This is a genomic window from Cupriavidus sp. GA3-3 (genome assembly GCF_000389805.1).
Lineage (GTDB): Bacteria > Pseudomonadota > Gammaproteobacteria > Burkholderiales > Burkholderiaceae > Cupriavidus > Cupriavidus necator_D.
Window position 1 is genome coordinate 205,195 of the sequence record NZ_KB944501.1, and the last position, 20,997, is coordinate 226,191.

The 20,997-nt window shown below is 68.3% G+C and carries 21 protein-coding genes; 11 read left to right on the top strand and 10 right to left on the bottom strand.

From position 1 onward, the window contains the following. Window positions 1-34: 34 nt before the first annotated feature. Window positions 35-1,075, bottom strand: coding sequence for an aromatic ring-hydroxylating dioxygenase subunit alpha (locus C265_RS25055; RefSeq protein WP_010811430.1), 1,041 nt, complete (start codon window positions 1,073-1,075; stop codon window positions 35-37). A gap of 248 nt (window positions 1,076-1,323) precedes the next feature. On the opposite strand from C265_RS25055, the gene C265_RS25060 reads away from it, so the two are divergent. Next, window positions 1,324-2,889 carry an MDR family MFS transporter gene (locus C265_RS25060; protein ID WP_246840252.1) on the top strand — a complete coding sequence of 522 codons (1,566 nt, stop codon included), beginning with the start codon at window positions 1,324-1,326 and terminating at the stop codon, window positions 2,887-2,889. Between the two features lie 82 nt (window positions 2,890-2,971). Then, on the top strand, window positions 2,972-3,580 hold the full coding sequence (locus C265_RS25065) for a glutathione peroxidase (protein WP_010811432.1): 609 nt from the start codon (window positions 2,972-2,974) through the stop codon (window positions 3,578-3,580). Between the two features lie 26 nt (window positions 3,581-3,606). On the opposite strand, the gene gstA is transcribed toward C265_RS25065, so the two are convergent. The 5 genes from gstA to C265_RS25090 all read right to left on the bottom strand — a co-directional run bounded on the left by gstA (window position 3,607) and on the right by C265_RS25090 (window position 8,720). Next, a complete protein-coding gene (gene gstA / locus C265_RS25070) occupies window positions 3,607-4,233 on the bottom strand; it encodes a glutathione transferase GstA (RefSeq protein WP_010811433.1) in 627 nt (208 codons plus the stop codon). A gap of 133 nt (window positions 4,234-4,366) precedes the next feature. Then, window positions 4,367-5,104, bottom strand: a complete 738-nt coding sequence (locus tag C265_RS25075) for an aspartate/glutamate racemase family protein (RefSeq protein WP_010811434.1) — start codon at window positions 5,102-5,104, stop codon at window positions 4,367-4,369. Window positions 5,105-5,177: 73 nt separating this feature from the next. Then, a complete protein-coding gene (hydA, locus tag C265_RS25080; RefSeq protein WP_010811435.1) occupies window positions 5,178-6,599 on the bottom strand; it encodes a dihydropyrimidinase in 1,422 nt (473 codons plus the stop codon). Window positions 6,600-6,603: 4 nt separating this feature from the next. Continuing rightward, entirely contained in the window at window positions 6,604-7,332 is a 729-nt protein-coding gene (locus C265_RS25085; RefSeq protein WP_010811436.1) for an aspartate/glutamate racemase family protein, read from the bottom strand. Window positions 7,333-7,421: 89 nt separating this feature from the next. Continuing rightward, window positions 7,422-8,720: an MFS transporter gene (locus C265_RS25090; RefSeq protein WP_010811437.1), complete on the bottom strand. Its 1,299-nt coding sequence runs from the start codon at window positions 8,718-8,720 to the stop codon at window positions 7,422-7,424. A gap of 41 nt (window positions 8,721-8,761) precedes the next feature. Here C265_RS25090 and C265_RS25095 point away from each other — a divergent pair, with 41 nt between their 5' ends. From C265_RS25095 to C265_RS25105, 3 genes are all read left to right on the top strand, one after another. After that, window positions 8,762-9,637 (top strand): GntR family transcriptional regulator, encoded by an 876-nt coding sequence (locus tag C265_RS25095; protein ID WP_246840253.1) that lies wholly within the window; start codon window positions 8,762-8,764, stop codon window positions 9,635-9,637. Window positions 9,638-9,662: 25 nt separating this feature from the next. After that, window positions 9,663-10,511: a fumarylacetoacetate hydrolase family protein gene (locus tag C265_RS25100; protein WP_010811439.1), complete on the top strand. Its 849-nt coding sequence runs from the start codon at window positions 9,663-9,665 to the stop codon at window positions 10,509-10,511. A gap of 269 nt (window positions 10,512-10,780) precedes the next feature. After that, window positions 10,781-12,028 (top strand): M20 aminoacylase family protein, encoded by a 1,248-nt coding sequence (locus C265_RS25105; RefSeq protein ID WP_010811440.1) that lies wholly within the window; start codon window positions 10,781-10,783, stop codon window positions 12,026-12,028. 18 nt (window positions 12,029-12,046) lie between these two features. On the opposite strand, the gene C265_RS25110 is transcribed toward C265_RS25105, so the two are convergent. Continuing rightward, on the bottom strand, window positions 12,047-12,922 hold the full coding sequence (locus C265_RS25110; protein ID WP_010811441.1) for a helix-turn-helix domain-containing protein: 876 nt from the start codon (window positions 12,920-12,922) through the stop codon (window positions 12,047-12,049). A 128-nt stretch (window positions 12,923-13,050) separates the two neighbouring features. Here C265_RS25110 and C265_RS25115 point away from each other — a divergent pair, with 128 nt between their 5' ends. Continuing rightward, entirely contained in the window at window positions 13,051-14,283 is a 1,233-nt protein-coding gene (locus C265_RS25115; protein WP_010811442.1) for an MFS transporter, read from the top strand. 3 nt (window positions 14,284-14,286) lie between these two features. Here the strand turns inward: C265_RS25115 and C265_RS25120 are convergent, their stop codons facing one another. Continuing rightward, window positions 14,287-14,838, bottom strand: coding sequence for a MarR family winged helix-turn-helix transcriptional regulator (locus C265_RS25120; RefSeq protein WP_037025273.1), 552 nt, complete (start codon window positions 14,836-14,838; stop codon window positions 14,287-14,289). 106 nt (window positions 14,839-14,944) lie between these two features. On the opposite strand from C265_RS25120, the gene C265_RS25125 reads away from it, so the two are divergent. The 3 genes from C265_RS25125 (at window position 14,945) to C265_RS25135 (ending at window position 17,295) form a co-directional block, all read left to right on the top strand. Beyond that, entirely contained in the window at window positions 14,945-15,859 is a 915-nt protein-coding gene (locus C265_RS25125) for an EamA family transporter (RefSeq protein WP_010811444.1), read from the top strand. Between the two features lie 47 nt (window positions 15,860-15,906). Next, the gene (locus C265_RS25130; protein ID WP_010811445.1) at window positions 15,907-16,206 is read left to right on the top strand and encodes a hypothetical protein; all 300 of its coding nucleotides are present in this window, start codon (window positions 15,907-15,909) and stop codon (window positions 16,204-16,206) included. 105 nt (window positions 16,207-16,311) lie between these two features. Next, the gene (locus C265_RS25135) at window positions 16,312-17,295 is read left to right on the top strand and encodes a tripartite tricarboxylate transporter substrate binding protein (protein WP_010811446.1); all 984 of its coding nucleotides are present in this window, start codon (window positions 16,312-16,314) and stop codon (window positions 17,293-17,295) included. Between the two features lie 2 nt (window positions 17,296-17,297). On the opposite strand, the gene C265_RS25140 is transcribed toward C265_RS25135, so the two are convergent. Next, the gene (locus C265_RS25140; RefSeq protein WP_010811447.1) at window positions 17,298-17,978 is read right to left on the bottom strand and encodes a response regulator transcription factor; all 681 of its coding nucleotides are present in this window, start codon (window positions 17,976-17,978) and stop codon (window positions 17,298-17,300) included. Between the two features lie 221 nt (window positions 17,979-18,199). Between C265_RS25140 and C265_RS25145 the strand changes: the two genes are divergently transcribed. After that, the gene (locus tag C265_RS25145) at window positions 18,200-18,937 is read left to right on the top strand and encodes a response regulator transcription factor (protein WP_010811448.1); all 738 of its coding nucleotides are present in this window, start codon (window positions 18,200-18,202) and stop codon (window positions 18,935-18,937) included. Next, window positions 18,934-19,659, top strand: coding sequence for a HAMP domain-containing histidine kinase (locus tag C265_RS25150; protein WP_010811449.1), 726 nt, complete (start codon window positions 18,934-18,936; stop codon window positions 19,657-19,659). The genes C265_RS25145 and C265_RS25150 overlap by 4 nt, the downstream gene beginning before the upstream one ends. A gap of 51 nt (window positions 19,660-19,710) precedes the next feature. Here C265_RS25150 and C265_RS25155 read toward each other — a convergent pair whose 3' ends face one another. Beyond that, window positions 19,711-20,808 carry a porin gene (locus tag C265_RS25155; RefSeq protein ID WP_010811450.1) on the bottom strand — a complete coding sequence of 366 codons (1,098 nt, stop codon included), beginning with the start codon at window positions 20,806-20,808 and terminating at the stop codon, window positions 19,711-19,713. Window positions 20,809-20,997 lie beyond the last annotated feature (189 nt).

Below are 20,997 nucleotides of genomic sequence, written 5' to 3' on the forward strand. Positions count from 1 at the left end.
CCGCCCCGTCCACTCTCCCGCGCGCGGCCGCCGGCTAGCCCAGCGTGCCGAACCTCACCCCATGCGCCGCCAGGTAGCGGCGGTACGCGCCTGCCAGCTTGTCCGCCGGCTGGGGCACCTCCACGCCGGTGCGCAACGGCAGGCGGCGCGGCTGCTGCGATTCCACGATCGGCTTGTCCTGCAGGAAGATGGTGTCCTGGAATTCGCGCAGGCTGGCGTCGTCATCGTCTGTCACCAGTGACATCACGAACCACACGCGGCTCGATTCCTCGTCCCGCGGGCCGATAAACAGCGCGATGGCGCCGCGATGGTTGTCGCCAAGGTCGGGCACCTTGGTCAGGATCGCGGCGTAGGGCGCAACCACGCGGTATTCATACTCGACCATGGCTCCGCCGGCGGCGCTGGCGTGCGCGCGCGGCTGCCAGGCGCGGCAGCCGATGGTGCGCAGCGCGTCGGGCTTGCGCGCATCGCCGATGGCTTCCACTTCATAGGGCGGCACTTCGGTGTGCGCCGGGTCACCCAGGTAGCCGTCATGGACATAGCCGAAGTGCGCCATGTCGAGGAAGTTCTCCACCAGCCGTGGCGCCGAGGTGGCAACGTCGTAGGGGCCGCAGACCACGCGGCGGCATTCGGCGTCGTGGTACTCGGGGAAGGACGGCAGTTCGGGCACGGCCTCGGTGCCGTCGCCGCCAAGGCGTACCCATAACAGCCCGTAGCCCTCGCGCACCGCGTGCGTGGTGGCGCAGGCGCGCGGCGCAGGCACCAGTTCCGGGTGGGCGGGATAGCGCGTGCAGCGGCCGCCCGAGGCAAAGCGCCAGCCGTGATAGCCGCAATGCAGCAGGCCATCGTGCACGGCGCCCAGCGTGAAAGCGGCGCCGCGGTGCGGACAGCGGTCGTCCCAGGCGTGCCAGCCGTCGGCATTGCGCCACAGCACCAGCGCGCGGCCAAAGAGCCGGGCGGCGAAGGGGCCGTCGCCGTCGGCCTGTTCGATGGCCAGCACGGGGTGCCACTGGCCCAGTTCGGGCCCGGCCGCATCGGCGGCCTGACCTGCTTCGTGTCGTGGGGTCTCGGTCATGACGAAATCTTACCTTCGGTAGTGGCGATGTGATCTTGCATCGACCATCGTGCCTGATCCTTGTCACGCAAGTGACGTGCCAGACATCTGGGTCACGAGCGCGATATTTGCTGGCCGCATATAATTATGCGTTCGCTGAATTAGGCCACCCGCGACGGCGTCACGCCCCCCATTGCGCGGTTCCCGGCCGATATTCCCTGCATTTGACGTAGCTTTCACCGCACATCGCTGCGGTCTCGTGCCTGTCCATGTCTTCACCCTCTTCTGCCGCATCCGCCCGGGACACCACGCCGGCCCTGCCCGCCCACGACCATCGCGCCGTGATGCGGGTGATCGGCGGCATCGTGCTGTGCATCCTGCTGGCCGCGCTCGACCAGACCGTGGTGATCCCGGCGGTGCCGGCGATCGCCAATGACCTGAACGGCTTCAGCCACCTGTCATGGATCGTGACGGCGTACCTGATCGTGTCGACGGTGACCACGCCGCTGTACGGCAAGCTGTCGGACAGCTTTGGCCGGCGGCGCCTGCTGATGGTGGCGATCACGCTGTTTATCGGAGCCTCGGTGGCATGCGCGCTAGCGCAGACGCTGGGTCAGCTGATCCTGTTCCGCGCGCTGCAGGGCGTGGGCGGCGGCGGGCTGATGTCGCTGGCGCAGGCAGCCATTGCCGATGTGGTGGCGCCGCGCCAGCGCGGGCGCTACCAGGGCTACCTGGCCACGGTGTGGGCGGTGGCGTCGATCGCCGGGCCGCTGGTGGGCGGCTGGGTCTCTGACCATATGTCGTGGCGCTGGCTGTTCTGGGTCAACGTACCGCTGGGCCTGCTGGCGATGTTCATGTGCTACCGCGGGCTGGCCATGCTGCCGCCGCGTGGCGGGCGTGCGCGCGTGGACTGGCTGGGGGCGCTGCTGCTGGCGGTGGCCATCGTCGCCTTCCTGCTGGCGATGAGCTGGGGCGGCGACGTCTACGACTGGCTCTCGCCAGAGCTGGGCGCCCTGCTCCTGGCCGCGGTGGCGGCCCTGGTCCTGCTGATCTGGCAGGAGCGCCGCGCCGCGGACCCGATGCTGCCGCCGCGCCTGTTTGCCAACCGGGCCTATGTGATGGGCGTGGCCGCCTCGGCGCTGGCCGCGCTCGATATCTTCCTGTGCATCTTCGCCCTGCCCCTGCACTTCCAGCTGGTCCGCGGCGCGGATGCATCGACCTCCGGCCTGCTGGTGATGCCGTTCCTGCTGGCCACCGTGGCGGGCAACTTTATCGTCGCGTGGCTGGCGCCGCGCGTGGGCCGCATGCGCGGCATCCTGAGCGCCGGCTATATCGCCGGCGCGCTGGGGCTGATCGCACTGGCGCTGGTGACGCCGGCGGTGCCGCTGGCGGTGGTGCTGGCGGCGATGACGCTGGCCGGCGTGGGCCTGGGCATGACCATGGTGGCCACGCTGATGAGCGTGCAGAACGCGCTGGAGCGCCGCGACACCGGCGCCGGCACGGGCGCGCTGCTGGTGCTGCGCTCGCTCGGCAGCGCGCTGGGCGGGGCGCTCGCCGGCACGCTGCTGACGCTGGAATTCCGCCATGCGCTGGCGGCGTCGGGGGTCACGCAGGCGCTGGACCTCGGTGCGCTGCGCCACGGCAGCGAGGCCTTTGCGCAGCTGTCGCCGTCTGTGCGCGCGGTGCTGGCGGGCGGCGTGGAGTCGGGCTTCCACCTGCTCTTTGCCGCGGGCGCGGCGGCGGCGGTGCTGGCGCTGCTGATCGTGCGCCGCATGCCGGACCTGGAGCTGCGCGGCAGCGTCACCGAACACGCGGCCACGCTGGCGATGGACTGACCGGCACGGCATCCGTCAGGCCGCCATCGGCGTAAACTACGCGTACCCGATACAGCGAGCCGACCACCGGAGCCCCGTCGCCATGATCCGTCGTCCCCTGCTTTCCAGCCTGGCTGCCGCCCTGACCCTGGCGGCGGCCAGCACCGTCCTGCTGCCGGCGCCCGTGCGCGCCGCCGACAAGCCCGCCGCGGCGCCTGCCGCGGGCGCCTGCCCCGCCTCGCTCAACTTCACCTTCCCGCGCCTGCAGGACGATGTGCCGCAGAACCTGTGCCAGTACGCCGGCAAGGTGGTGCTGGTGGTCAATACCGCCAGCTATTGCGGCTTCACGCCGCAGTACGAGGGCCTGGAGGCGCTGTACGCCAAGTACGGCGCGCGCGGGCTGGTGGTGCTGGGCTTCCCGTCCAATGACTTTTCGCAGGAGCCCGGCTCGCAGAAAGAGATCGCGGACTTCTGCTACAACACCTACGGCGTCAAGTTCCCGATGCTCGGCAAGTCGCATGTGCGCGGCAGCGATGCCAACCCGATGTACGCGCTGCTGGCAAAGCAAACCGGCACCACGCCCAAGTGGAATTTCTACAAGTACCTGATCGGCCGCGATGGCCAGGTGGTGGCCAGCTATGGCAGCCGCACCAGGCCGGACGACAAGGAACTGGTGGCGAAGATCGAATCGCTGCTCGGCGCGCAGCGCTGAGCGAGCGATTCCGCGCGCGGCCGGATTCAGTCGCGCACCAGCCCTTCGGCCCGCATCGCTTCCTGCACCGCCGGCCGCGCCGCAACGCGCGACAGGTACTGCTGCAGCGCCGGGTAGTCGTTGAGCGGCAGCTTCAGGATGCGGGCCCAGCCGACGATGGTGAAGCAGTAAGCATCCGCCACCGTGAACGTGTCGCCCATCAGGTAATGGCGGGTTTGCAGGTGCTGGTCGAGTTCGGCAAAGCGCCGGTGCAGCCTGGCCTTGCACTCGTCCTGCGTGCTCTGCGCGGTTTCCTTGTGCCACAGCCACGGGCTGAAGACCTTGTGCAGTTCCGTTGAAACCAGCGTGATCCAGCCGGTGGCTTCCAGCCGCTCGCGCGTGCCGGCGGCGGGCAGCAGCGCGCGTTCGGGCACCAGGTCGGCGATGTATTGCAGCAGCGATGCCGCCTCGGTATGGCGCGAGCCGTCGTCGAGCTGCAGCAGCGGCACGTAGCCGCGCGGGTTGATGGTGTAGTAGTCGTCGGTGCCGTTTTCAGGCTCGGCCAGCTTGTGGCGGAGCAGGTCGACCTTGGCCAGCGTGACCGGCAGGCCGGCTTCGCGCAGGGCGATATGGACGGCCATCGAGCAGACGCCCGGAGTGTAGTAGAGCTTCATTGCGATCCTGTGGTGGTTGCCTGGCCGCCACGCCATGCGGCGGCCGTGCAGGCAGTCTAGGATCGCCCCCCTTATGCAGCAATGCGCGTCCTTGCGGACGCGCATTGCAGATTTGCACACGGCTAGATTGCGCTCAGTCGAGCAGCTTTGCCAGCGCCGGCGGCAGGCCGGCATTGGGCTTGCGCGGCGGCCGCGCGAAGCTGCCCTGCGTGGCGCTGCCGGCGCGCAGGGCCACCAGCGATTCGCAATGCCGCACCGCGCTCGACACGCCATCCACCACCGGCACCGGGATGCGCCCTTGCAGTGAGCGCGCCAGTCCCGCCAGCGGCGCGCCGGCGACGATGATCACGTCGGCACCGTCCTGCTCGATGGCCTGCAGGGCCAGTTGCTCCAGCCGCGCGGCATGGTCTTCCTGCACGCTGCCGATATCGCGCAGCGGCTCCTGCAGCGAGCGCACGCTGGCCAGCCGCGACGACAGGCCGTTGGCCGCCACGCATTCGCGGTACCACGCCTGGATGCGGTGCGAGATCGCGATGATGGAGAAGCGCTGCCCCAGCAGGCAGGCGCTGGCCAGCGCGGCCTCGGTCATGCCGACGACCGGGACGTCGAACAGCTCTTTCAGGCCGGCCAGGCCGGGGTCGCCGAACGCGGCGACCACCAGGCCGTCGAACTGGCCGGCGTGTTCCGCGGCGGCGCAGGCGGTGGCATAGCCGCCGACCAATGCTTCGAAGCGAGTTTCGATGTAGGCCACGCCGAACTGGGCGGTGGCCATCTTCAGCGTGGTGGTGGAGGCGGCAGTGCGGCGCGCCTCGGCTTCGATCAGCGCGGTGACGGATTCGCTGATATTGGGATTGACGATCAGGAGTTGCATGGGGAGATAGTGTTTGTCGAACAGCGAGAACAGCAAACCTGCACAGCTCTTCAGTCTTCAGGTCCGCAGGTCATCAACCAAGCATCGGCGCGCCCGCCGGCAGGAACTGCCCGCGTCCGGCCTGGGGTTCCTGGTACTGGCCATCGCGCACCAGCATCTCGCCGCGCGAGAAGCAATGCACTGGCCAGCCGGTCACTTCGATGCCTTCGTACGGCGTGTAGTCCACCGCGTGGTGCAGCGCGCTGTTGCGGATCTGCACGCGCTGGTTCGGGTCCCACAGCACGATGTCCGCATCCGCGCCGATGGCGATGGTGCCCTTGCGCGGATACAGGCCATACAGCCGTGCCGGCCGCCATGAGGTCAGCTCGACGAACTGGTGCAGCGACAGCTTGCCGCGCGCCACGCCGTCGAACAGCAGCGGCAGGCGCGTCTCGATGCCCGGCACGCCGTTGGGGATGTGCTCGAACGAAGGCCGCTCGCCGCCCGGCTGCTTGCCTTGCGGGTCGTCATAGCGGAACGGTGCATGGTCTGACGAGAACACGCTGAACACGCCATTGGTCAGCGCGCGCCAGACCGCGGCCTGGTTCTCGGGGTCGCGCGGCGGCGGGCTGCACACGCACTTGGCGCCTTCGTAGCCGTCGTCGCCGGGCAAGGCCATGTCGTCGGCGGTCAGGTACAGGTACTGCGGGCAGGTCTCGGCCAGGATCTGCAGCCCCCTGCCCTGTGCCCAGCGGATCTGCTCGATCGCTTCCTTGCCCGAGACATGCACGATCAGGATCGGCACGTTGACCAGTTCGGCAAAGGTGATGGCGCGGTGCGTGGCCTCGCGCTCCACTGCGGCGGGACGTGCCAGGCCGTGGAAGCGCGGTGCGATGCGCCCTTCCCCGACCAGCTTGTCGGTCAGCCACGAGATGCAGTCGGCGTTCTCGGCATGCACCATTACCAGCGCGCCGTTCTGCTTGGCGACGTCCAGCACCGACAGCATTTCGCGGTCGGACAGCTTCAGGTCGTCATAGGTCATGTAGACCTTGAACGAGCTGTAGCCCTTGCGGATCAGCGCCGGCAGTTCATCGGCCAGCACTGCCGGCGTGGGGTCTGCCACGATCAGGTGGAAGGCGTAGTCGATCACCGCGCGGCCTTCCGCGCGGCGATGGTAGTCCGCCACGGCAGCCTTGAGCGAAGCGCCCTTCTCCTGCGCGGCAAACGGGATCACGGTGGTGGTGCCGCCGCACACCGCGGCGCGCGTGCCGGTGAAGAAGTCGTCGGCCATGCGCAGGCCGTCGGGCATGGGCTGGTCGAGGTGGCAATGGCCATCGACGCCGCCGGGCAGCGCCAGCAGGCCATCGGCATCGATCTCGCGCGCGCCTTGCGGCAGCGCGTGGCCGAGCGCGACGATCTGCCCGTTGCGCACGCCGATATCGCAGCGGAAGCGGTCGGACGCAGTGACCACGTCCGCGCGCCGGATCACCAGGTCAAGGCTGTCGTGAGCGGACATCGGCTTACTCCACTTCGCGGAACAGGCGGCCCCAGCCGCGCAGCTCGCGCGTGTCCACGCCGCACAGGCGCAGCGACTTCCACACCACGGTGGAGATGGTGTCGTACAGCGGAATGCCGGTTTCGGCTTCAAGTTCTTCGGCCAGGTGCGCGGCGCGCAGGTTGGTGCAGAAGGTGGTGATGGCCTGCGGCTGGTGCTGGGCCAGGCCGCGCACCATCTCGCGGATGGTGTCTTCCTCGACCTCGGCGAAGCTGTAGTTCACATGCAGGTCCAGGTGGCTCTCCGCCACGCAGTGAAAGCCGCTGCGCTCGTAGTTGGCGATGATGCGCTGCTGCACGTCGTCCAGGTACGGCGTGGCCAGGCCGAAGTTGCGCGCGCCGGTCTTTTCCAGGATCTCGTTGAGCGCAAGCACCGAGGTGGTGGCCGGGATGCCGGTGGCTTCGGTGATCTGCCGGCACAGCGCCTCATCCTTGTCGAAGCCGAGCCAGCCGGAAGACGTGCCGTTCCAGGCGATGACATCGACGCGGGCATCGGCCAGCAGGCTGGCGGCGGCCAGGATCTTGTCCAGGTTGAACTGGCCCAGGGCCTGGTCGCGCAGCGAGATCTCGGTCACGGTGAAGCGCGAGAAATGCGCGCTGACGTTGGGCAGGCCGGCAACCATCGCGCTGGTGATGGGTTCGAGCGCAGTGTTGGAAGACGGCGTCAGCATGCCGAGGCGGATTTGCTTGGTCATTTTGCTTTTTGTCTCAGGAGTGGTTGCGAGGGCCGGGACATTGCCGGCCCTTTCGCGCGTTTTTCGGAGTTCGGTGATCCGACGGGTCTTCAGACCGGGATCTTGGTCTCGTAGTCGATGGCGGTGGAAGCCAGCAGCAGGCCGACGCCAGCCGCGGCGAAGAACATCAGCGCCAGGAAGTACGAGCCGGTGAACTGCACGATCATGCCGACGATGATGGGCACCGTGATGCCGCCGATATTGCCGCCCAGGTTCATCACGCCGCCCAGGAAGCCGATCTTGTTGCGGGTGCCGAGCATCGACGGAACGCACCAGAACAGGCCGCACCAGCGCAGGAAGAACAGCGTCGACGACAGCAGCACGACCACCACGATCGGGTCGGTGACGTAGGCCACCGAGAAGATCGAGACCGTGGCCACCACCGCGGCAATGCCGAACAGCGTGCGCATCACCACATTGGGCCGGCCGCCGGCTTCCTTCCACTTGTCGGCGATCCAGCCGCCGATCAGTTCGCCCACGAAGCCGCTGAAGAAGATGATGAAGCTGGCGCCGCCCATCTGCTTGATGTCGAAGCCGTGCACCTTGTTCAGGTAGTTGGGCATCCAGGTCAGCAGGCCGTAGAACACGGTGTTGAAGCACATCCAGCCGATCGCCATGCACCACACCGAGCGGTACTTGAAGAAGTCCAGCGAACGGCCCGACAGGTTGGCCGGCTCGGCGCGGTGTTCATTGGCCTGGGCTTCCTCGATGTAGCGGGCTTCCAGTTCGTTCACGCCGCGGTGCTCGCGCGGGGAGTTGCGCACGTAGTACCAGGCCAGCACGCCGGCCAGCACGGTGCCGACGCCGGCAACGATAAAGGCCAGGCGCCACGAACCCAGCGTGGCGATCAGCCACGTGATGATGATGGCGCCGAGCGCGGCGCCCAGCGGCGCGCCGCCGTCAAGCAGGGTGGCGCCGCGGCCGCGTTCGTTCTGGGTCATCCAGATCGCGTTGAGCTTGCCGCCGGCCGGGTAGATCGGCGCCTCGGCCGCGCCCAGGCCGAGCCGGGTCAGCAGCAGCGCGGTGGCGTTGGTGGTGAAGGCTGCCACGGCCTGGGCAATGCCCCAGAACACGGTGGCGCAGGCGATCACGATGCGCGGCTTGTACTTGTCGGCCAGCATGCCGCCCGGCACCTGCATCAGCGCATAGGTCCAGAAGAACGAGCTGAGGATCAGGCCCTGCATGGTGGGGCTGAGGTCGAACTCCTTGGCGATCAGCGGCATCGCCACTGACAGTGAGGCGCGATCGATGTAGTTGATCGCGATGAGGAACAGCATCATCAAAAAAATCTTCCAGCGAACGGAGGTCTTGGCCTCCGTGACCACTGTCGCCCGGCTTGTCGTCTGCATGACGGCGTCTCCTGTTTTAGTCCTTGGGTGAGGCAGTTCTGTTGGCGTTTTGCGCAACAGGCCGGAGTATAGGATACGTAATCTGTAATTACAACGCGTGTAAGTCATTGATTTTGCGATGTTGCGCATGCACAATTTTGGTATGTGGTAGCCTTGTCGTGGTGCATTTCCCCAATCTGGTGACGTCTGTGACACAAACGCTTTCCCAAACCACGCGCCTGCGCACGCTCGGCATGTCGGCCGAAATCGCCGCCCGGCTGCGCACCATGATCGAAGAGGGCGAACTGCCGCCCGGCGCGAGGATCGATGAACGGGCCTTCTGCGAGACCTTCGATGTCTCCAAGACGCCGCTGCGCGAGGCGCTGAAGGTGCTGGTGTCCGAGGGGCTGGTGCTGCACCGGCAGTACATCGGCTACCGCGTGGCGCCGCTGGACCTGGAGGAGCTGCGCGCCACCTTCGAGACCCTGCACGGGCTCGAGGCGCTGGCGGGTGAACTGGCCGCGCAGCGCCTGGGTGCGGCCGCCATGGCCAAGCTGGAGCGGCGCCACCAGGCCATGATCGATGCGCATGCGGCGGGCCGGCGCACCGACTATTTCCGCATCAACCAGGAAATCCACCAGCTGATCATCGACGGCGCCGCCAATCCGGTGCTGGCCGGCGTCTATGCCACGCTGATGAGCAAGGTGCACCGCGCGCGCGGTGCGGCCAATGCCGATACCATCCGCTGGCAGGAGTCGCATGAGGAACACGAGGCCATCATGGCCGCGCTGCGCGAGCCCGGCCGGCCGCGCCTGGCGCAGGTGCTGCGCGCCCACTCCGAGAACACCGCCACGGAAGTCCTGAGCGTGGTGGCGCAGACCCTGGCCGAGGCCGGCGCGACCGGCGCAATCGGCGCCACCCTCAAGAAGTCCGCCTGAACAACCCCTGAAGATAACGACGACGATGAAACTGGTTCGAGTAGGCAACCCCGGCGCCGAGCGCCCGGGCATGATCGATGCGCAAGGCCGCGTGCGCGACCTGTCCGGCGTGGTGGCCGATATCGGCGCGGCGCAGCTGGCGCCGGCGGCGCTGGCGCGGCTGGCGCAGGTGGACCCCGCGTCGCTCCCGGTGATCGAGGGCGCACGCTTTGGCGTGCCCTGGAGCGGCGTCGGCAAGATCGTGGCGATCGGCCTGAACTATGCCGACCACGCCGCCGAGGCCGGCATGCCGCTGCCGGCCGAGCCGATCGTGTTCCTGAAGGCCAACAGCTCGCTGAATGGTCCCAACGACGTGGTGATGTTGCCGCTCGGCTCGGAAAAGACCGACTGGGAAGTGGAGCTGGGCGTGGTCATCGGCAGCACCGCGCGCAATGTCTCGCGCGAAGCGGCGCTGAACCACGTGGCCGGCTACTGCGTGGTCAATGACGTGTCCGAGCGCGAGTTCCAGATCGAGCGCGGCGGCACCTGGGACAAGGGCAAGGGCTGCGACACCTTCTGCCCGGCCGGCCCGTGGCTGGTGACGCGCGACGAAGTGCAGGACCCGCAGGCGCTGGGCCTGTGGCTGGAGGTCAACGGCGAGCGCGTGCAGAAGGGCAGCACCGCCACCATGGTCTTCGACGTGGCCACCGTGGTCAGCTATGTCAGCCGCTTCATGACGCTGCTGCCGGGCGACCTGATCGCGACCGGCACGCCGCCGGGCGTGGGCATGGGTTTCAAGCCGCCGCGCTTCCTGAAGGCCGGCGACACCATGCGCCTGGGCGTGGACGGGCTGGGCGAGCAGACGCAGCAGGTGGTGCCCTACGGCGAACTCTGAGGGCAGGGCAGTGGCATCGCGTCACCCTTCGGGGTGACGCATGCCGGCAGCACTGCCGCGGGCTAATACGCGGTCCGCAATGGTTCCCCATCGATACGCTTTTACACAAAGCGTTTGGTTTCCATACAAAGCGTACGATTAGGGCAACAGTTCCGGTGCTGAAACGGGCCCGATTACATGGTTTTACAGGAATTCGCACGCTTGGCGTTTCGCTCGCGTTTTCTGCGTGAAATACTGGTTGTACAGGTTTCGCCAGAGAGCAAAACACCATGTCTGAGCACGCCCCCGAAATCGAGTCCTATCTCGGCACCACCCTCACGGCGTCCCCCACGTCACCACTCAAGCACCGGTACTGCGCGCTGGCCGACACCCTGGACAGCCGCGCCGAACTTGAAGTCATCCGGCGCAATATCCACCAGCATCCCGAACTCGCCTTCGACGAGGTCCGCACTTCGGGCCTGGTCGCCAGCCTGCTGGAGACGTGGGGCTATACGGTCACGCGCGGCGTGGGCGGCACCGGGGTGGTGGGCACCTTGCGCTGCGGTGACAGCGGGCACAGCGTGGGCATCCGCGCCGACATGGACGCCTTGCCGATCCACGAGCGCACCGCACTGCCGTACGCCAGCGTCAATTCCGGCCGCATGCACGCCTGCGGCCACGACGGCCATACCGCGATCCTGCTCGGCGCGGCAAAGCAGCTGGCGCGCACGCGCAACTTTGACGGCACCGTGCACCTGATCTTCCAGCCGGCCGAGGAAATCGGCGCGGGCGGCGGCGCCGAGCGCATGCTGGCCGACGGGCTGTTCGAGCGTTTTCCCTGCGATGCGATCTTCGGGCTGCACAACCATCCGGGCGTGGAGCAGGGCACCTTCCTGTTCCGCTCGGGCCCCTTCATGGCGGCATGCGACACGGTCACCATCACCATCCGCGGCAAGGGCGGCCACGCCGCGCGCCCGCACCAGTCGGTCGACCCGATCCTGGTGGCAGGCAGCCTGGTGATGGCGCTGCAGTCGGTGGTCGCGCGCTATGTCGACCCGAACGAGACCGCGGTGGTGACGATCGGCACGCTGCACGCCGGCCACGCGCCCAATGTGATCCCGGACAATGCGCGCATGGAGATCAGCGTGCGCTCGTTCAACCCCGAGGTGCGCGCATCGGTGGAGAACCGCATCCGCCAGCTGGCCACGTCGCACGCCGAAGGCTACGGCGCGGTGGCCGAGGTCGACTATGTGCGCGGCTACCCGGTGCTGGTCAACAGCGAGCGCGAGACCGAGTTCGCGCGCCAGGTGGCCGAGGAGCTGGTCGGTGCCGGCAAGGTGGTGGACCAGGCCGCGCGCATCGCCGGCAGCGAGGACTTTGCCTACTTCCTGCAGCAGCGCCCGGGCTGCTTCGTGCGGCTGGGCAACGGCGCGAACCAGCCGCTGCTGCACAACGCGGGCTACGACTTCAACGACGAGAACCTGACCGTCGGCGCGGCCTACTGGACGCGGCTGGTGGAGCGATACCTCGCGAGCTGACCGCCATGGCGCCCCCGCTCAGCGGAAGAACGCGCTTGGCGGCACGCCGAACTGCCGCCTGAACATGGTCGCAAACGCGCTCGGGCTGTCGTAGCCCAGGTCCAGCGCCACATCCACCACCTTGCTGCCGGCGGCCAGCTTCTCCAGCGCCGCCAGCAGGCGCGCCTGCTGGCGCCATTGCCCGAAGGTCATCCCGGTTTCGCGCGCAAAGCGGCGCTGGATGGTCTTGGGGTCCAGCCCCAGCCGTGAACCCCAGTCCGCCAGCGTCAGCGCCGTATCGGGCGCGCCGGTGATGGCATTGCAGATCTGCCGCAGGCTGTCATCGGCCGGACGCGGCAGGTGCAGCGGCAGCGACGGCACCAGCATCACTTCATCGAGCAGCAGCCGCATCAGCCGCGCGCCGCGCGTGCCGGGAGCGTAGGGCAGGGGTATGTCGATCGCCGCCAGGATCAGCTCGCGCAGCAGCGCGGAGATGCCCAGCACGGTGCAGCGCTGCGGCAGGTCGGGCGCGGCATCGGGGCGGATATAGGCGGTGCGCATCTGCACCCGGCCGACCATGCGGATCCAGTGCGTGGTGCCGCCCGGCATCCACATGCCGCGCGTGGGCGGCACGATCCACTGGCCTTCGGTGGTGGCCACCACCATCACGCCGTGCACCGCGTGGATCAGCTGCGCGTGCGGATGCTGGTGCGGGTTGGTCACGTGGCCGGGCAGGTAGTCGGCGGCCATGGCGGTGACGGGCAGGGGGCTGCGGTCGAAGCGGACGTAGGGCGGGGGATCGGCGTAGGTGTCGCCCAGCGCCAGCGCCTCGGGCGTGGGGGCAGGGGGCGCATGCTGATCGCGGCGGCGGCGGGCCGCTCCGGAAGCAGAAAGGGGGCGAGGGGCGCGCGGCATGTCCTTTTCTCCAAGGTCGGGGACCTATTCTCGCAGGACAGGCGCCCGGGCGCCAGCTAGCATCGGTGCTCAGTTCCTTCCAGGCCGGCGCCCCCCGCTGGCCGCTTTCCGTCTGTCGAGAGCCGCCAATGAGCACAACCATCGACTCCGCGCCTGCTGGCGCGACACCCTCCGCGACATCCCCCCAGGCCGAACGCACCGGTTTCCGCGTGCTGTCGGCGATCAGCTTCGCCCACTTCCTCAACGACATGATCCAGTCGTTGATCCTGGCGATCTATCCGATGCTCAAGGGGGGCTTCAACCTGAGCTTCACCCAGATCGGCCTGCTGACCATGACCTACCAGGTCACGGCATCGCTGCTGCAGCCGGTGGTGGGCCTGTACACCGACAAGCATCCCAAGCCGCATTCGCTGGCCATCGCCATGGCGTTCACGCTGGCGGGCTTGCTGCTGCTGTCCGTGGCGCCGAGCTACGGCGTGCTGCTGGTGGCCGCGGCGCTGGTCGGTACCGGCTCATCGATCTTCCATCCGGAATCATCGCGCGTGGCGCGCATGGCCTCGGGCGGCCAGCACGGGCTGGCGCAGTCGATCTTCCAGGTTGGCGGCAACGGCGGCAGCGCCATGGGGCCGCTGCTGGCCGCGCTGATCGTGCACCAGCAGGCCAGCCTGGCGTGGTTCTCGCTGGCGGCGCTGGTGGGCATCGTGGTGCTGTGGCGCATCGGCGGCTGGTATGCGCGCCAGCTGGCGCAGGGCGCGCGCAAGCACAAGGCCGCCGGCGCGGTGGCCAGCCCGGTTCCCACGCGCCTGGTGGTGCGGGCCATGGTGGTGCTGATGGTGCTGGTGTTCTCCAAGTACTTCTACATGGCCAGCCTGACCTCCTACTACACCTTCTACCTGATGGAGCGCTTCGGGCTGGCGCGCCAGGACGCGCAGCTGCACCTGTTCATGTTCCTGGCCGCGGTGGCGGCGGGCACCATCCTGGGCGGCCCGATCGGCGACCGCATCGGCCGCAAGCGCGTGATCTGGGCGTCGATCCTGGGCGTGGCGCCGTTCACGCTGGCGCTGCCGCACGTGGGCCTGTTCTGGACCACGGTGCTGACCTTCATCATCGGCTTTATCCTGGCCTCGGCGTTCTCGGCGATCCTGGTGTTCGCGCAGGAGCTGATTCCCGGCAAGGTCGGCATGGTGTCGGGCCTGTTCTTCGGTTTTGCCTTCGGCATGGGCGGCATCGGCGCCGCGGTGCTGGGCGGCATGGCCGATACGCATGGCATCCGCGCGGTGTACGAGTACTGTGCCTACCTGCCGCTGCTGGGCCTGCTGACGATCTTCCTGCCCGACCTGCGCGAGCGTCAGCGGGCCTGACACTCAGGCCGGTTCATTGCCTTCGCCGCCACCGCCCGGTGGCGGCTCGAACATGCGCAGCCAGCGGCGCAGCAGCGCAGCCAGCTGCGCGCGTTCCGTCGCGGTCAGGTCCGCCAGCAGGCGGTGCTCGTTGGCCACGTGCAATTCCAGCGCGCGGTCGACGCGCTCGCGTCCGGTTTCGGTCAGTTCCACCAGCAGCCCGCGCCGGTCTTCCGGATTGGGCTGGCGCCGCACCAGCCCGGCCCGTTCCAGGTGGTCGAGCCGGTTGGTCATGGTGCCCGAAGTGATCATCAGCGAGCCGATCAGCGCGCCCGGCGACAGCGCATACGGCGGCCCCGCGCGCCGCAGCGTCGCCAGCACATCGAATTCCCACGGCTGCAGGCCGGTTTCCCCAAGCGCGGCTTCAATGGCCCGGCTGGTATGGCGGTTGAGCCGGCCCAGCCGGCCGATCACGCCCATCGGCGAGGCATCCAGGTCCGGGCGCTCTCGCGCCCATTGGGCGAGAATGCCATCGACGTGGTCAGGCGTGTCTTCGGGTTTGCGGCGGGCAGTCATCAGCAGGGCGGGCGTGGGAATACGCGATGGGCGGAATACCGAAGTATCTTGACATCAACCAATCGGCTTCGTAAAGTCTATTTATCTTGACATCAAGAATATCGACATGAAGGCGAGTGGATCTTCCTCCCTGGCCGCGACCGGCGGCGTGACCCTCAGGGACATCCTGCTGACCGGGCTGGCCCCGGCCATCTGGGGCAGCACCTACCTGGTCACCAGCCAGTGGCTGCCGCCGGGGCAGCCGCTGCTCTCAGGCGTGATCCGGGCGCTGCCGGCCGGGCTGGCGATGCTTGCCTTCGGCCGGCAACTGCCGCGCGGCAGCTGGTGGTGGCGCGCGGCGGTGCTGGGCGTGCTCAATATCGGCTTCTTCCAGGCCATGCTGTTTATCGCCGCGTACCGGTTGCCGGGCGGGGTGGCGGCCACGGTCGGCGCGATCCAGCCGCTGATCGTGGTGGTGCTGGCGTGGGCCTGGCTGGGCGCACGCCCGCGGCCGGCCGCCTGGCTGGCGGGCGTGGGCGGGCTGCTGGGCGTGGCGCTGCTGGTACTGGGCCCGGCCGCCCGGCTCGATGCCATCGGCGTGGCGGCGGCAGCGGCCGGGGCGGTATCGATGGCGGTGGGCACGGTACTGACGCGGCACTGGCGCCCGCCGGTCTCGCCGCTGGTGCTGACGGCATGGCAGTTGTGCGCGGGCGGGCTGTTCCTGCTGCCGTTCGCACTGGTGCTGGAACCGCTGCCCGGGCATTTCACGCTGGCCAACTGGCTTGGCTATGCGTGGCTGAGCATTGTCGGGGCCGGCTTCAGCTATGCGCTGTGGTTCCGCGGTGTCGGGCGCATGCCGTCGTCCGCGGTGGCGGCGCTGGGGCTGCTCAGCCCGGTCAGCGCCACCGTGCTCGGCTTTCTGGTGCTGGGCCAGGCATTGACGGCGATGCAGGCTGCCGGCGCGCTGCTGGTGCTGGGCAGCGTGTGGCTGGGCCAGCGCGCGGCGGCGCCGGCCGCGGTGACGCGCACGCAGCTGGCCTGATCCGAGATTGCGTCAGCGGCTGCTGCCGGACGGCGTTTTGCGGCATCATGGCGGGCATGAAGTCTGCCGTGCCTCCGTCCCCGCCACCCATCCACCCCGCGTCGGCACCGTCTGCCACGCCTGCCTGCGAGCGCTGCCTGGCGCTCGCCGCCGACCCGCGCCGGCGCGAGCCGCCGTCCTGCCTGGCGCTGCGCGGCACGGTGCCGCTGGTGAGCCAGAGCGCCGCCGGCGTGCCGTTCAGCATGCTTTCCTTTGCCTGCCGCGACTGCGGCACGGTATGGCGCCTGTATGACCGGGCCAACGAACTCTTTGTCTCGTGGGTGCCGGAACGCCCGCTGGTGCGCTGAGCGCGCACGCCCCGATCGGCTAAGATAGCGGCTGCTCCGCGCCAGACCGGCGAACCGCTGCCGCGCCCGGCGCCCTCCTGTCGAAATCTCTCCCGCATTTCCATCATGGCCTTCCCCTTCCGCTCATCCCTGCTGGCCGCCCTGTGCGTGACCAGCGGTGCTGCCGCACTGCCTGCCGCCGCTGCCGACGCCTATCCCAGCCGTCCGATCCGCCTGATCGTCGCCTACCCGACCGGCGGCATCAGCGACACCGTGGCGCGCGCGCTCGGCGAGCGGCTGTCGGCGCAGATGGGCACCTCGGTGGTGGTCGAGAACAAGGCCGGCGCGGGCGGCAGCATCGGCATCGATGCGGTCGCCAAGGCTGCGCCGGACGGCTATACGCTGGGCTTCGCCGCCACCAGCCCGCTGACGCTCAACCCGCATGTCGGCCGCGTCAACTACGACCCGCAGAAGGACGTGGCGCCGGTGATGAGCGTGATGTACTCGCCGGTGCTGGTGGTGGCCACCGCCGGCTTCAGCGGCAAGGGCTTTGCCGACGTGGTCGGCCAGGCCAGCGCCAAACCGGGCTCGGTGCGCTGGGCAACGTCGGGCCTGGGAACGGTTGGCCACGTAGTGCTGGAACAGATCAAGCAGAAGTCGAAGGCCGACATCACGCTGATCCCGTATAAGGGCGCGGGCCAACAGATGAATGACGCGCTCGGCGGCCAGTTCGAGGTGATGAGCACCAACGCCAGCCCGGTGCTGACCCAGCATATGCAGGCCGGCCGCCTGCGCGCGCTGGCGGTGGGTGCGCCCAGGCGCCTGGAGAGCCTGCCCTCGGTGCCGACGCTGGCCGAGCTGGGCTACCCCAAGGCCAACCTGACCTCGACCTTCGGCATCTTCGCGCCGGGCAAGACGCCCGCGGCCATCATCAACCGCCTGAACGCCGAACTGAACAAGGCGCTGGCCGAGCCGGAAGTCCATGAGCGCCTGCTCAAGGGCGGCGAAGTGCCGACCGGCGGTACGCCGGCGCAGTTTGCCAAGGCTATTCGCGAAGAGTCCGCGGAGAACGCCCGCATCGTCAGGGACGCGGGCATCAAGGCCGATTGAGGCTAGGCCGCATCGAGGCGGCTGCCCAGCCCGTACACCGACGACAGCCGCACGCCGTTGTGCGGCCACAGCGCCAGCTTGGTGCGCACGCGCGACAGGTGGCTGTCCACCGTGCGCGAGGCCGGGTCCATGTGGTAGCGCCAGACCTGGTCGACCATGGCCTGGCGCAGCACCAGCGAGCCCAGATTGCGGAATAGCAGCACCGCCAGGTCGAATTCCTTGGGGGCCAGCAGCACCGGCTTACCCTGGACCCACACGCGCCGCTCCGCGGTGGCAAAGCGGAACACGCCGTGCTCCAGGTCGCATTCATCGACCGCCGGCCTGGCGCGGCGCAACAGCGCCAGCACGCGCGCGGCCAGCTCGGCCGTGCGCAGCGGCTTGGGCACATAGCTGTCGGCGCCTTGCGCAAAGCAGGCCGCGACGAAGGCTTCTTCGTTGGAGGTGCCGGTCAGCATCACCGGCATCTCGTTGCCGAGCGTGCGGCGCACCCATGCCAGCACTTCCAGGGCCGGGATCCCCGGCGTATTGCAGTCGAGCATCAGCAGATCGAACGAACGGCCGCGCAGCGCGCCGATCATAGTGCGTCCGCTGAGATAGCGCGTGCACTGGTGCCCGTTCAGGCGCAGGGTCTGTTCGATGCTGACGGCGAGGGTCGGGTCCGCCTGCAGCGCGGCGATGTTCACGAGAGTGGCTCCTGCGCGGGCGCATCGGAATGCGCCGATGGATGGACAGAGCTTGGCACTGCGGGCCCGCTCGGCACGCAGCGAAGCCCATGGTAGGAGCGGCCTGCTGAGGCGAGAAGTAAAAGATTGTTGAAAATCGAGATTGAGGTCTTTCCTATTCGTGCCGAAGGCAACGCGGTCTTAAATGTCCCGCTAGTGTTCTGTTCCGTCGGAGACAACACATGGGAAAGAAAATGGCATCGCGCATTGCATCGCTTGAAGACGCGCCCGCGGATGCGGCGCTGATCCGGCAGGTCATTACCGGCGCGGGACATGACTGCGTGACTTTCGCCGAAAGCCGGCGCCTGCTGCTGGCGCTGCGCGACGCGGGCTTCGACCTGCTGCTGCTGGACTGGCAGATGCCGGACCTGTCCGGGCGCGAGGTACTGGCCTGGGTGCGTACCCACCTCGACCGCCGCATCCCGGTGATGTTCCTGACCTGCCGCGAGGCCGAGCTCGACATCGTCAACGCCCTGGCGGCCGGCGCTGACGACTACATGGTCAAGCCGGTGCGCCCGGCCGAGCTGGCCGCGCGCATCGACTGCCTGCTGCGGCGCGCGTATCCCGCGCAGCTGGCGCCGCTCGCGCCGTTGCGGCTGGGCGAGTACGCTTTTGACTGCGCCCTGCGCAAGGTCACCTGCAATGGCGATCCGGTCAGCCTGACGCCCAAAGAGTTCGACCTGGCGGTGCTGCTGTTCCGCAACGAGGGGCGCATCGTCACGCGCGACCACATCACCGCCGCGGTCTGGGGCCGCGAGATCTCGCCGCTGTCGCGCACCATCGATACCCATGTCTCGCGCGTGCGCAGCAAGCTTGGGCTGCAGGCAGGGCACGGCTTGCGGCTGACGCCGGTCTACACGCATGGCTACCGGCTGGAGCGTACCGATCGCCCGGAGCGCACCGAACGGGCCGCCGCATGAGAGCGTCCCGGCTGCACCAGGCGGGGCTGGCCGTGGCACCGTGGTTCGGCGGCCGGCCGGTCGCGCAGCGGCGCGCTGATGTGCGCAACCCCGCCGCCGTGCACGACATGCTGCTGCACGTGCTTGGCCATGACCTGCGCGCACCCAATGCCTCGCTGCTGGCCTGGCTGGAACTGCGCCGCACGCGGGCCCAGGCCGACGCCGCGCTGCTGGCGCAGGTCGGCAGCCATGCGCGCCGTTCGCTGCGCCAGATCGACGACCTGAACCGGCTGCTGCGCGAAACGCGCCACGCCTATCGCATGCGCCGTATCGCCATGGAATCGCTGCTGGATGAAGCGCTGGACCGCGTCTGGACCCTGGCCAGCGAGGCCGGCGTACGGCTTGAACGGCCGGCCGGCCGCCTGCCGCGCCTTGGCGGGGACCAGGCCATGCTGGCGCAAACGCTGGAATGGCTGCTGACCAGCGCCATTGATGCCGCGGCGCGGGAGACTGCGCTGCGGATCACGTGCCGTGGCCATGCCGGCGGCCTGGCGCTGTGGCTGGCGTTCGATTCCGCCGACGACGAAAGCGCCGCGCGGCTGGCGCAGCCCGGGCCGGCGCTGCTGTGCGCACAGCGCGTGGTGGCGCGGCATGGCGGCGTGCTGGTGCCGCTGCAGCCGATGGGCGAAGCCACCTCGCAGGCCGGCTGGTACCTGTGGCTGCGGCGCCGGCCGCGCCCATGAAAAAAGGCACCCGAAGGTGCCTTTTGCCAGGAACTGCTGATCGGGTGTCGATCAGAAGATGTGGCGGATACCCAGTGCAGCGCCAGTCTGGTTGTTGCGGCCCGGCATTTCGGTGGTGGTGCCGCCCGAAACCTTGTTGAAGTCAACCGTGCCGTAGACCTGGGTGCGCTTGGACAGCGAGTACTCGGCCAGCAGCACGCCGGTGTAGCGGCGGCCGTTGTTGTCGTTCACGCCGTTCTTGTTCTCGACGTAGTCGCCGTAGAACACGCCGGTCAGCGCCAGGGCCGGGGTGGCCTGGTAGGTCAGGCCGATGTAGCCGAGGGTGTCCTTGCGCGGGTTGCTGGCAGCGCCGGCGGTGACCACGGCCGGAGCAGGCGCGGCAGCCGAGTTGTTCAGGAAGCCGTTGTCGATCACGCCGGTGCGGTCCTTGCCGCCGACGTAGCCCACGAACAGCTTGGCCGGACCAAAGGCGTACTTACCGGCAGCGCCCCACATTTGCTGCTTGTTGCCGTTGATGTCGCGGATTTCCTGGTACACGCCGCCGATGCCGAACGGACCGAACGAGTAAGCGGCACGGGTGCCCCAGTACTGGTTCTTGGTCATGCTGCCCGGCTGCTCGCCGAAGCCGTAGCTGGCGCCCACGTCCAGGCCGCCGAACTTGCCGCCGTAGCTGACCACGTTGTCGCTGCGGAACTGGGTCAGGAAGAACGGCCAGGCGTTGTTGGTGTAGTTGCCGATGGTCAGCGGATCGTAGTCGCCGAAGAAGTTAAAGCCTTCGGTGTACTGGCGGCCCAGCTTGATCGTGCCGAAGTCGCCCGACAGGCCAACGTAAGCCTGACGACCGAACAGGCGGCCGTTCGGGTTGGTGGCGCTGGCCTGGTTGGAACGGCCGGTGTCCGGATCGAAGCCGCCTTCCAGCTGGAAGATTGCCTTCAGGTTATTGCCGAGGGCTTCGCTGCCCTTCAGGCCCCAGCGGCTGTTGGTGACGGCGCCGTTGGTCAGTTCCCACAGGTTGTCGTTGTTGGCGTTGGAGTTCGTCTGGAAGCGGATGCTCTGGTCAACGATACCGTACAGGGTAACGGACGATTGTGCGAACGCCGAACCTGCCAACAGGCTGCCGGCTGCGAGGACGATGGCCGATTTCTTCATGGTGCTCCTTTTCTGTCTTGTACTGTTCTCTCCGCCGGATCACGGCGGGGACGATGTCTACGTTTCGTTGTAGACGCCGCGAAAATTTAACAAAACGTAAGCTACAAGGACACAAAACTCCGCCAAGCTGCCCTTTCAAGCAGGATTTTGGTGCAAATCCGTTGTCTCGCCGCTACAGAATTCCGAATT